The sequence below is a fragment of the Candidatus Cyanaurora vandensis genome, assembly GCF_013285555.1.
Taxonomy (GTDB): Bacteria; Cyanobacteriota; Cyanobacteriia; order Gloeobacterales; family Anthocerotibacteraceae; genus Cyanaurora; species Cyanaurora vandensis.
The window spans coordinates 1-11,438 of record NZ_JAAXLT010000136.1 but is presented as its reverse complement, the minus strand read 5'-3'; the positions used below and the strand labels follow the sequence as shown (position 1 = coordinate 11,438).

Sequence of the window (11,438 nt, the reverse complement as noted above, 5' to 3'; positions counted from 1 at the left end):
GCGCAAACGTTACCCCGCGCCCGCACCAGCCCCGCCGCTTCCACCAAGGGCGCGGGGTAACGTTTGCGCTCCAGTAAATGGGTCGTCAGGGCATTCCAACCGGGCGGCGCGTAACCAATGGCAAAGTGTTGGCAAGTCTCGTCACTCAGTCCCCGCCGTTGCAGATACTCACGGGCCACCTGTCCAATCGGGGATTGACGAGCGTGTTGATAGAACTGGGCCGCCTGCTCCAGAATCTCTAAAATCTGTTGTTCACGGGAAAGCTTGCGGGTATAGGCCGCTCGTTCCTCGGGGGAGTGACTGTGGACCGGGATGTTGTAGCGGCGAGCCAGGGCTAGGACAGCTTCCGTAAAAGCAATCTTCTCCAGCCGCATGATGAAACTGACGCTATCTCCGCCCACTCCACAGGAGAAACATTTATAGAAGTTGCGAGTCGGATTGACCGAAAAACTGGGGCTCTTCCCCTCATGAAAAGGACAGATCCCGCGAAAGTCTTTCCCTGAACGTTTAAGGACGACCCGTTCGGAAACGATGTCATAGAGATCCGCCCGTTGACGGACCTCATCAATCGTCCGGGCATCCAGATTCATTTACTCGTAGATCCAGGACGTAACCGCCGGAGTCCAGTCGGTCAGGTCCTCGGAGCTAAACCAGAGACCGATTTCACGCTGGGCTGACTCCACACTGTCGGAACCATGGATGATATTACGCCCAATATCTACTCCAAAATCTCCCCGGATTGAACCCGTCGGTGCGTTGAGGGGATTGGTCGTCCCAATCATCGCTCTGGCTGCCGCAATCACCCCCTTCCCCTCAAAGACCATCGCCACCACGGGACCAGAGGTAATGAAGCTCACGAGTCCCGCAAAGAACCCCTTGCCCTGGTGTTCGCCGTAATGCTGCTGGGCCAACTCCGGCGTGACCATCATCAGCTTGAGTGCAACTAATTTGAAGCCCTTCTGCTCAAAACGGCCCAGAATGTTACCCACCAAGCCCCGCTGGACCCCATCCGGTTTTACTGCAAGAAATGTCCGTTCCACACCATGCTCTCTAGCGTTCGCTTCAATAGTACCCCGAGTTCAGGGGGTAGTTGAGGCGTCTCTACCCTAGGGCACGTTACCCGCTTGCCGATTCCCTATCTTGGTAAGAACCAGCGCAGTGAGGCTTTATAGTTCGGTAGTCCCATTGATATGCACGCTTAGGACTCTGGCTTAACAGAGAGCTTGCTAACTTACCGGACGACCCAGCGTAGTGATGTAAAGGACTGCTTCCGCACGGGGGATACCGAGGACTTCATTTACTTGGTCATCGAAGAAGCCCGCGATCCCGCTTACTCCCAAGCCCAAACGTACCGCCCCTAGGTTCAAGCGTTGTCCGAGGTGGCCCGCATCTAGGTGTAAATAGCGGTAAGCCCTTTCCCCGTAACGGGCCACGGCTGCCGTCAGGTCCGCTGTATGGAAGACCACTGCCCCCGCATCTCGCCCTAAGTCTTGACCGAGACAGAGGTAATGGACCTCCGCACGAAAATTCTTAAACCGGACCTGGCGTAACTCCTGGACAGCAGGCGCGTAATAATAACAACCTTCCTCCAGACCCATCACGCCCATCACCGCCACAAAAGTCTCCAAGAGCGTCAGGTCAAAATAGTCTGGGTCGGGATCAAAGGGATAATCCTGGGGCTGGTAGGTGAAGTGGAGGAGTTGCTTAAGTTCGGTCAAGGTCAGGTCCTCCCCGGTGTATTGCCGGGTGGAACGGCGGTGGGTCATCGTCTCAGCCAGCCGGTCTTGCCAAACTAAGGGCGGGGTGAGGGTGGAGACCTTGAGACAGAAAGGGAAATTGTACTTATCCTGACGCGGGGCTGCCGGGGTGGGTGGAGTCCTAACCGTAATCTGGGAAGCGCGGTGTAGATAAGCCAACAACTGCCCCGCGCCCACGGTTGGGAAGTCTTGGGCGACGGGAGAGGACAGCGCGGTAGGTCCTGGGATGCGCATTTGACCCAAGGCCGCGACACATAAGGGGGCCTCCTCACTGGGGTTTAGGTCCAGCAGGTGACCCAACGGTTCGTCCTGAAACCCTCCGCACACTTGCAAAGTAAACCCAGTGAGACTGGCGGCAAGTTCCAGGTTCCCCAAAAGATGCCCGGTATCTAGGCAGATACGCCGGTAAGCCCGGTCAGCGTACCGCCAAGCCGAGCGCGCAAATACCGCTGTCACTACCAACGCTAGGTCTCCGGTCAAAGCAGGATGGTCAAAACATGCCTGCTGTAAACCAGACCAGACGGGCTGCTCCCAGTGCAACAGGCTATGGCTAAGGACCTGATAGTTATAGATACCCGCCGGTAGGGCCGGCCCCCCCCGACTCACTAGGTAGATTTCAGCGGGATAAAGCCCGCCTGCGGAAGGAGCCGACCGCATATAAAACGGTTGATTTGGGTAGGGAACCACTGCTGTTACGCCGTAGGTCAGGTACAGCAAGCGGGAGAGGCGGTGCAATCCTGTTGACTCAGGCTCAGCTAAATAGGGCTTGAGGTCTAACTTCTGACCCGTGGTGAATTCTTTGTAGGGCCGGGGTTGCTGGTCCCACTCAAGCTGCCGTGCACTCCGGGCGATCCCCTCGGGCGTATACTTCGTTTGTTCGTGGTAGTAGGCACAAAAGCTAGACATGGCGGGCCGTGCGACAAGCTATCGCCATAGTAACTGCTCACGCCTTGCCACCCGACTGGGTACGATACGAAGGAATGTAAAGAGTAGCCCCGCGTGTTTAAGTTCACTCCGGCCTTAGTTGCCCTGGCCCTCGCCGCTCCCCTCGCTGCCCTGCCCCAGCTGGGTCAACCCGCCCCCGCCTTCAACTTACCTAGTAACAGCGGCAAGAATTTTCAACTCAAGGATTTTCAGGGGAAGTGGTTGGTGTTGTACTTCTATCCGGCGGACTTCACGGGGGGCTGCACTGTGCAGGCGCGTCGCTTTCAACAAGACTTACCCCTCTATCAAAAGCTCAACGCCCAGGTGGTGGGCGTGAGTGTGGATACGGTGGACTCCCACCAGAAGTTTTGTGACAGTGAGGGCTTGAAGTTTCCGCTGTTGGCAGATAGTCAGGGCCGGGTCGGGGCGATGTACGGAGCCCCCGGCGGAGCGCGTAACACCTACCTCGTGGACCCCCAGGGGCTGCTGCGCCGGGTCTTCACCCAGGTCAGCCCCACCCGCAACAGTAGCGAAGTCCGCCAAGCCCTCAAAGAACTCCAGGGGAGTTAGTTCGGGGCGTGGACCGTGGGGTCTTGGTAATCGCGGAAGATACGGACCCCTTCGGAAACCTCTTCCCCGTTATCCGTCGCTGAGATGTACTGTTTGATGGACCCCGTGAAGGGGGTCGTCTGGGCATTTTTACCGAAGGGATCGGTGTACCAAGTGGTTACGCCGCCTAGGTTGGTGACGATGGTGCGGTTGAAGAAGATCTGCCGCTGCACCCCCTTGAAGGCCGAACGCGGGTCATCCCAGGTGATATCGGTAATCTTGAATTTGTCGGTCACGGCGGCGCAAGAACCCGTGTGGGCAGAATCCCCATTCGCCTCAACAAAGTAGCAAGCGTCCATGGAGCGCGACAGGTTATTGGACTTGCCGGGGTCGTAGTAGCGGCTGGGATCACGGACTAAGAAGTACGGGTCGAAGAACGCTAAGGGTGTGCCGTTGGGTTTGACAATGAAATTCTCGCCACTCCAGATCTCTTGGAAACCCAGATAGTAGCTAGAGATTTCGCCAGTGGGCACCCAGAAGAACTCCTTGACACAGTAGCTATCGGGAATCCGTCGCGTGTGGTCGCCGTCAGGAGAGTCCTCAGGCTCGGCGGGTGGACCTTGGATGAGTTTGGTCCGGTCACAGCCACGGGTCATGATGCTGGGGTCACCAAAGGCTTCCAACTTCGTCACGCCCAACTTGCGACCATCACTACATTGCACAAAGTACGAAATTTCGTGGAGGTTGCTACCGAAGGCATCGGGGGAGTGACTGCCCTGGTGGACATGGACCAAGAAGTCGCAGCTCACACCGGTATAAACATTGCCGCTACTGGTCTTACGGGTGAGCCGGATGCCTTTATCCCACTCGACTTTGTGGCCCACATGGTCCTCGTGGCGCATACTACTTGCGTCATTCGCCATCTGTGCTTCATTCGCCACCCCAAAGGGCATCCCGCCCGAGAAGCTGTAGAGGTCAGAGAGCTTGGGGTCCCGTCCGTGTTCATGCCCGAAGGTACAGCCCGTTGCAGTATCCACCGTCGGATGCCAGGTCGGATAGAGTTTGCCATCGGGTCCGACCACGGAGTAGCTATCGTGGATTGTCTTGGTACAGGTGTCCCATTTGGTCGGGGTCCAGAGACCGTAAGCCATGCTTAAGGGCGCACTGGTCGTGGTAATGGCGACTTGGGTGACAGGTTCGGCTTGGCCCATCATTGCCACGGTCAGACGGTGGGTCCCCGCCGGGGTTTGGGGGGTCGTCCAGACGGTAAGGACCGCGCCGGTGCCCTGGGGCGTGATCTGGGCTTGGGCGTGCTTAGGGAGGCCCTGGACCCAGAGGTCGCGGATGCCTTGGACCGAGAGGTTGCGGTCTAGGGTGAGGATGAAGATGGTCCGCGAACCACGGGCTAGAGATTGGTGCTGGGCGGTGGGCTGGGCGTGAACCGCCGGGGCGGGCTGGGCGTTGAAGCGACTGGCTCCCACGGGCAGGGCGATGAGGGCACATAGACCCAAGGCAGTACCTAACCAAGTTTTGACTGATTTTTGTTGATTCAAGAGAAGATCCTCATGGTAAAGTTGCCCGCTCGGACAGAAAGTGCAGCTTAGATCCGAGGAGCTATGATGAATTGACAAAAAATGGGGGGGGTGCCCACCCTGGTTGCTGGCAACCTTGCGTAAGGGGGCGGATGAATTTCAGACTTCCCAAGTCTATCGGTCAATCCCCATTTCGCCCTAAGTGATTACCTCAAGCTGTCCCGGGAAGGTCATTTCAATAAATAAAAACCTCCGTGATTTCCGAAAATTTTCTAATTAATTGAACCGAAGAGTTCTTCGCGTCGTCTATCACCAGTTAAAGCCCATCTTGCCTTCAAACCTAGGGTTGAACCAATTGCGTTAACCGTTGACTCAAGTAGGTAAACCGCTGCTGGTCCTTGGTCTGCTGGATCGCGAAACCGATGGCTTTGCTGGGGCCGACGAGGATGGCGAGTTGCTTGGCACGGGTTAACCCGGTGTAGATCAAGTTGCGCGTCAGGAGAATGGAGTGTTGCATGTACACAGGTAGGATGACGACGGGATATTCACTGCCCTGACTCTTGTGGATACTGACCGCCCAAGCCAGCGCAATCTCATTGAGGTCGGCATAATCATAGACGACACACCGTTCGCCGAACTGGACCGTAATTTCTTGTTCCTCTAAATCGAGCTGAGTAATTGTTCCCAAATCGCCATTAAATACTTCACGGTCGTAGTCGTTAACCAGTTGGATCACCCGGTCGTTAACTCTGAGGGTGATCCCGCCCCGGACGATCTCCGTTTTAGTGGGTGCAGGCGGGTTGAGTAGTTGTTGTAGGACTTTATTGAGGTTGCGCGTCCCCGCTTCGCCTCTCGTCATCGGACAGAGGACTTGGAGGTCTTGGGCGGGGTTGAAGCCCAATTTGGGCAAGAGGTCCACCGCCAACTGACCGATCCCTTGGACGCCGAGTTCGGGTTCCTTCGCCGCCAGCCAGAGACAGTCGGTTTTGGGCCGGTCGGTCACGGTTTCGAGTTGCGGGAACTGGCCTTGGTTGATGCGGTGGGCGTTGCTGATAATCTGGCTGGTCTGGGCTTGCCGAAATACCTGGGTAAGCCGGACTACGGGTACACAGCCCGTCTGAATTAAGTCCTGCAATACATTCCCCGGACCCACACTAGGGAGTTGGTCCGTATCCCCGACCATAAGTAACTGGGCATTGGGAGCAACAGCTTTGAGTAGACTGTTGGCTAAAAATAAATCCAACATCGAGGCTTCATCAATGACAATAGCTTCTGCGGTTAGGGGGTTCTGGATATCCCGCTTGAAGCCCCGTGTGCGCGGGTCATATTCCAAGAGGCGGTGCAGGGTTTTGGCCTCTTGACCGGTCATTTCGCTGAGGCGTTGGGCGGCGCGGCCCGTGGGGGAGGCTAGGGCAATCGTCTTCCCCATGGCCCGCCAGAGCGCGACGATGGTACGGGTGGTGAAGGTTTTTCCGCAACCCGGTCCGCCGGTTAGGACCAGCACCCGTGCTGAGGCTGCCATTTGGACGGCCTGTCGTTGTTCATCCGAGAGTTGTAATCCCATTTTGGTGGTGAAGCGGTCTAACCAGTGGTCTACGCGGGCCGAGTCCACAGTGACAGGACGGCTCAACAGCGCGTGGACCCGCTCCGCCAGATGCTGTTCACTCCTAAAAAATGCCGGTTTGTAGCAGATAAATTGACCCGTTTGGTCGCCATGCATTATGATCTGGTCCTCAATCGCCATCTGCCGGGTGAGTCTCAAAAGGATCGCCGGGTCCGGTTGGTGGTCCTTGAGGGCGAGGCGTTGGGTGGCTTGGGTGACAAGCGCAGTCTGGGGTAGGTAGCAGTGGCCCTCCTCGGCGGCGGTCTCCAGGGTATACAGTAAACCGCTCTGGTAACGGAACTCCGCATCGGGGGCCAGTCCCAGGTTGCGAGCGATCTGGTCGGCGGTGACAAAGCCAATCCCGTAGACATCCTGAGCCAGTCGGTAGGGGTTCTGGGTGACGATGGGGATGGACTCTTCCCGGTAGGTCTTGAAAATTTTGACCGCGTGGAGGGGACTAATTTGATGGGACTGTAAGAAGAGCATGACTTCTTTAATCGCCCGTTGCTCCGTCCAGGCTTTTTGGATAATCTGGACGCGCTTTTGGCCTACTCCCGCGACTTCAATCAGCCGTTGCGGTTGGGTATCGAGTAGAGCCAGGGTCTCTAGGCCAAAGTGCCGGACAATCCGCTTAGCCGTCACGGGACCGACCCCCTTAATCAGACCGGACCCCAGGTATTTCTCAATCCCGTTGAGGGTAGCAGGCCGGGTTTCCTGGGCGGTGTGGACTTCAAACTGGGGACCATAGCGGGGGTTCTCGCGCCAGACCCCAGAAAGGGCAAGGGTCTGTCCGGCCTGGACCTGCACAAAGCTCCCCACCGCTGTCACCAAATCCTGACAGCGCGGAACCTTTACTTTGAGGATGCTGTAGCCGTTCTCCGGGTTGTGAAAGGTGACGCGCTCCACCAAAGCGTGCAGGGTTTCAGCGGCGGCAGTCATATTGATCCCCGTGATTGATCTATTTTACCCTGTGCTCCCAGGGGAGGTTGGGCTCGGAGATTTTGGGGAGTAATACCGGCGAGGGCTTTCAATCAGGTTTTTGTGCACCCGGCTTTCTCCAAGGCAGCAAACTGCATAGCCGAATTCTGGTCATCGGTGCTCAGTCTAAGCCTCTACAATGTCACTGATGCTTTCGGCGCAAAAACCCCAAAAACCCCAAAGGAAAACTATATTGACTACGCTGACAACGGACCCGCTATGCCAAGAAGCTGCTATTTTCTCTGCCGCTGAGAGCACCCACCCTGAACATACGCTGTTCGGCGTGACTGACGGCAAAGCTGTCGGTACTTATTTAGAACTAAAATTTCGTACATATCTCGTGGATAAAGGCTACATATTCGCAGAGGGCAACACGGCGAATGACTTAGATTTTCCGGGTTTAACTATTGACATGAAAGTAACCAGTATCAAGCAACCGCAATCATCTTGCCCATTTTGCTCTATCCGGCAGAAAATCTATGGACTCAGTTACGGCAATGTCCTAGTCACTGTGATGTCCGTAGTTGGACAACGGCTAGTTAACCCTCTGGATTCACAAAGGGCAAAAGGGCGAGGATGCGGGCACGCTTGATGGCAACGGTCATATCACGTTGTTGCTTAGCGGTTAGACCGGTCACGCGGCGGGGTAGGACTTTGCCACGCTCGGTGATGTATTTTTTAAGCATGTCCACATCTTTGTAGTCAATCTTGTCCTTCGGCGGGATCGGTGAGACCCGCTTCTTCTGGAAATTCGTCGTCATGTTATTCACTTGGTTTCTTTATGAGTGGTGTGCTTATTGCAGTAGGCGCAGAATTTTTTTAATTCCATCCGCCCGGTGGTGTTGCGTTTGTTTTTGGTGCTGGTGTAGCGAGAGACGCCCGGTTTGCGCTTGTCGCTGTTGGTGCGACATTCGGTGCATTCCAGGGTGATGATGATTCGTGCGCCGGGTTTTGCCATGATTCTTTAATTCAACCAGACATTCAACAATACCACAGATTTTGGTACTACTCCACCTCAAAGGCCCCGCTCAAGTATTCACGCAACTGAAAACCCCCGGCTCCCAGCACAATCAGGGCTACATCGAAACGGCAACTCGCCTCCGCTAGCTCTGGGTGGTCAGCCAAGAAGAGACCCGCTGCCCGGATCAGGCGTCGCTGTTTACCCCGGCCCACAGCTAGAGCACCGCCTGCATCCGGTCCTAGGCGACGACGAGCTTTGACCTCGACAAAGGCGACGAGATTGTTACCCATGACCACCAGATCTAGCTCCCCCCAAGGACAACGCCAGCGTTGGGCCAACACCTGCCAACCCGCTTGGACCAATTGAGTCGCAAGCCACTGTTCAGCTTGGACTCCAGTGGGATCATCCATGACGCACACTGCTACACTGCATACAAATAGCTGAACGTCACCCATGACCCTGCTCAACAATATCCTGGTTGCCATTGAAGAGGGACCGGCCCCCCTCCAAATGCTCAAGATCCTCCTAGAGATGCCCGCGAGTCGCGGATCACGGATCACGGTCCTCCATGTCAACCGGGTCCTCCCCTCAGCGGAGAAACAATTAGCGGGTCTAGCCCGTTCCCGTGAAATCCTCGCCAAGGCCGCCGCTCAGTTCCCGCTCGGTCCTGAGTACGAGTTCAACACCAGTCTGCGGACGGGCGATCCTAAGGATGTGGTCTGTGATGTAGCCGACGAACTCAAAGCTTCTCTCGTCATCATGGGTTCGCGGGGACTGAATAACCTCGTCGCCATCCTCAAAAATTCTGTCAGTCAGTACGTATTCCAGCGGGCAGTCTGTCCAATGCTATTGTTGCGCGATGGCGTCTATGCCAATCGTTTCAACCGCATTGCTGTGGCTCTCAGCGATACGATGGCGGCGAAATTTGCCCTCAAAACCGCCACTGACTTGGCCCGTCAAGTCCCCGGTAGTGAACTCCTCTTGCTCCGCATCCGCACGCGGCCCCTCGAACCCTACGAAGTAGGCCGAGTTGTAGATCCTGAGAATGAAAGCCTCGTCATTGCCACCGCTGCTGAGTTTGTGCGGAGTCAGGGGGTGGCGTACCGTTCTTTTTACACCGTGGGCGGCCCCGGCGCGGAGGTCTGCCGGATTGCCGAGGAACAACGGGCTGACCTACTGATTCTCGGTTGTGAGGACCGCCGCCCGACGATTGCCCGTAACCTACCTGACTTGGACCGTCTCCTTGGCAATTCCGTCTCTGATTACGTGCGGACCCACGCTCACTGCCCCGTTCTCCTTCAAAAAACCCCTACCTGATGACTACACGCTATACCGTCACCGCTGATCCACTCCAGCACTTGTTTACCGTGACGATGACTTGTCCGGTCCCTAGGGATACCGTGGATCTGTCCTTACCCGTCTGGACTCCGGGCTCCTACATGGTCCGTGAATATAGCCGTCACCTCCAAGATTTCACCTGTCCAACCGGCTCTTGGCAAAAAATCAACAAAAATACTTGGCGTATCCAAGTCCCCCCCGGCACCCCCGCAATCACGGTCCAGTACCGCATCTACGCCCTAGAACTGACTGTCCGCACTAGCCACCTCGACACTAGCCACGCCTATTTCAACGGAGCCTGTCTTTTTTTATTATGTGCAGACCACCGCGACCAGCCCCATACCGTCCACCTCATTCCGCCCGTGGATAACTGGCAAATCGCCACGAGCCTCACGTCCCAGGGTGACAACGTTTACCTAGCTCAGACCTACGACGAACTCGTGGATTCTCCGGTCGAGATGGGCCACCACGCCCACTATGATTTCACGGTCCTCAATAAACCCCACCATCTCGTCATCTGGGGCCGGGGCAATTGTGAGCCGGAAGTCATGATTCCCGATATGACTAAAATTATTGAAACCACAGCTGAAATGTTCGGTGGGTTGCCCTACCCGGAATATTGGTTCTTACTACATCTCGGGGATAGTTACGGTGGACTAGAACACCACAATAGCACTAGCCTACTCTTCCCCCGTCTCAACTTTAAACCCCGCGAGAAGTACGAGAAATTTCTCCAACTCGTCGCTCATGAGTTCTTCCACTGCTGGAATGTGAAGCGGTTGCGTCCAGTTAATCTAGACCGCTTCGATTATAGTCAGGAGAACTATGTCTCGGTTCTATGGTTCTGTGAGGGGGCGACGGCTTATTACGATGAATTGATTGGCTATCGTTGCGGGTTCTATGATGCGACACGCTATTTGAACTTACTCTCCGATGCGATTACCCGCCTAGAAACTACCCCCGGACGGACGGTCCAGTCCCTAGCTCAATCTAGTTTCGATGCTTGGATCAAGCTCTATCGGCCTGACGAGAACAGTCTTAACTCTAGTGTTTCCTATTACTTGAAAGGTCAAGTTGTTTTATTATTGTTGGATTTACAGTTACGGCTCAGGGGTAGCTCTCTCGATCTCGTCGTCCAAAAACTCTGGCAGACCCATCAGCAACACCCCTATACTGAGGCTGAACTATGGGCAACTATTGAGGCCGTCGCGGGTGAGGAAATGCCTGACTTTTATCAACAATATATCCAGGGCACTGCACCACTGCCCTATGACCAATATCTCGCCCCTTTCGGACTACAATTGACGATTGAACAGGGTAACATTCCTTACACCGGAATTAAGTTAGGAGAAGACCGTCCCATCATCAAGAGTATCGAGACTACTTCCCCGGCCCAACGTGCAGGTCTCTGTCCTGGTGATGAGCTTGTTGCCCTAGATGGTTATCGCGTCACGTCTCGGACCTGGAATGACCTGCTCAAATACATCCCAGACCAACCCTCAGCCCTCCAGTACTTCCGGCGCGACGAACTCCAGCAGACCTTCCTCCAGCCCGGCCCGCCCCTGCCCGTCCGCTACAATCTCGTGCCGCTACCCACCATCACGTCCCTGCAACAGGCACGCTACCAACGTTGGCTAAGTCGCTAAAATCCCCCTAAATCTCTCTTAAAAAAGGGGACTTTGAGAACTTTAGGACTGACGCAGAGCAAGAGGAGTGGGTCGGATAGTGGAGCCGTGACCTGCCCCTTAGCCGATGAGTTTTACTAAACTCGACGACTGCCAATACCGGTTAACTGC

At 55.6% G+C, this 11,438-nt stretch carries 11 protein-coding genes and 1 pseudogene; 4 read left to right on the top strand and 8 right to left on the bottom strand.

Features of this window, described 5'->3' with window-relative positions; translation table 11 throughout:
• From HFM78_RS09360 to HFM78_RS09350, 3 genes are all read right to left on the bottom strand, one after another.
• Positions 1–590, bottom strand: a 590-nt coding sequence (locus HFM78_RS09360; RefSeq protein WP_287129176.1) for a CHC2 zinc finger domain-containing protein, incomplete at its 3' end; no start/stop codon positions are given.
• Entirely contained in the window at positions 591–1,040 is a 450-nt protein-coding gene (gene ndk, locus HFM78_RS09355; protein WP_287129175.1) for a nucleoside-diphosphate kinase, read from the bottom strand. It lies immediately after the preceding gene.
• Positions 1,041–1,226: 186 nt separating this feature from the next.
• On the bottom strand, positions 1,227–2,663 hold the full coding sequence (locus HFM78_RS09350) for a SagB/ThcOx family dehydrogenase (protein WP_287129174.1): 1,437 nt from the start codon (positions 2,661–2,663) through the stop codon (positions 1,227–1,229).
• Between the two features lie 93 nt (positions 2,664–2,756).
• On the opposite strand from HFM78_RS09350, the gene HFM78_RS09345 reads away from it, so the two are divergent.
• On the top strand, positions 2,757–3,251 hold the full coding sequence (locus HFM78_RS09345) for a peroxiredoxin (RefSeq protein WP_287129173.1): 495 nt from the start codon (positions 2,757–2,759) through the stop codon (positions 3,249–3,251).
• Here HFM78_RS09345 and HFM78_RS09340 read toward each other — a convergent pair.
• The gene (locus HFM78_RS09340) at positions 3,248–4,783 is read right to left on the bottom strand and encodes a hypothetical protein (RefSeq protein WP_287129172.1); all 1,536 of its coding nucleotides are present in this window, start codon (positions 4,781–4,783) and stop codon (positions 3,248–3,250) included. The two genes, HFM78_RS09345 and HFM78_RS09340, sit on opposite strands and share 4 nt — an antisense overlap.
• Positions 4,784–5,102: 319 nt before the next feature.
• Positions 5,103–7,304: an ATP-dependent RecD-like DNA helicase gene (locus tag HFM78_RS09335; protein WP_287129171.1), complete on the bottom strand. Its 2,202-nt coding sequence runs from the start codon at positions 7,302–7,304 to the stop codon at positions 5,103–5,105.
• A gap of 232 nt (positions 7,305–7,536) precedes the next feature.
• On the opposite strand from HFM78_RS09335, the pseudogene HFM78_RS16285 reads away from it, so the two are divergent.
• Positions 7,537–7,848, top strand: a pseudogene (locus tag HFM78_RS16285) (restriction endonuclease); the annotation flags it as partial.
• A gap of 34 nt (positions 7,849–7,882) precedes the next feature.
• Here the strand turns inward: HFM78_RS16285 and rpsR are convergent.
• The 3 genes from rpsR to HFM78_RS09320 are packed head-to-tail and all read right to left on the bottom strand — an operon-like array spanning position 7,883 to position 8,714.
• Positions 7,883–8,104: a 30S ribosomal protein S18 gene (gene rpsR / locus HFM78_RS09330; RefSeq protein ID WP_287129170.1), complete on the bottom strand. Its 222-nt coding sequence runs from the start codon at positions 8,102–8,104 to the stop codon at positions 7,883–7,885.
• Positions 8,105–8,109: 5 nt separating this feature from the next.
• Positions 8,110–8,301 (bottom strand): 50S ribosomal protein L33, encoded by a 192-nt coding sequence (gene rpmG, locus HFM78_RS09325; RefSeq protein WP_287129169.1) that lies wholly within the window; start codon positions 8,299–8,301, stop codon positions 8,110–8,112.
• Between the two features lie 47 nt (positions 8,302–8,348).
• Positions 8,349–8,714 carry a YraN family protein gene (locus HFM78_RS09320; protein WP_287129168.1) on the bottom strand — a complete coding sequence of 122 codons (366 nt, stop codon included), beginning with the start codon at positions 8,712–8,714 and terminating at the stop codon, positions 8,349–8,351.
• A gap of 43 nt (positions 8,715–8,757) precedes the next feature.
• On the opposite strand from HFM78_RS09320, the gene HFM78_RS09315 reads away from it, so the two are divergent.
• On the top strand, positions 8,758–9,621 hold the full coding sequence (locus HFM78_RS09315; RefSeq protein ID WP_287129167.1) for a universal stress protein: 864 nt from the start codon (positions 8,758–8,760) through the stop codon (positions 9,619–9,621).
• The gene (locus tag HFM78_RS09310; protein ID WP_287129166.1) at positions 9,621–11,288 is read left to right on the top strand and encodes a M61 family metallopeptidase; all 1,668 of its coding nucleotides are present in this window, start codon (positions 9,621–9,623) and stop codon (positions 11,286–11,288) included. The genes HFM78_RS09315 and HFM78_RS09310 overlap by 1 nt, the downstream gene beginning before the upstream one ends.
• Positions 11,289–11,438 lie beyond the last annotated feature (150 nt).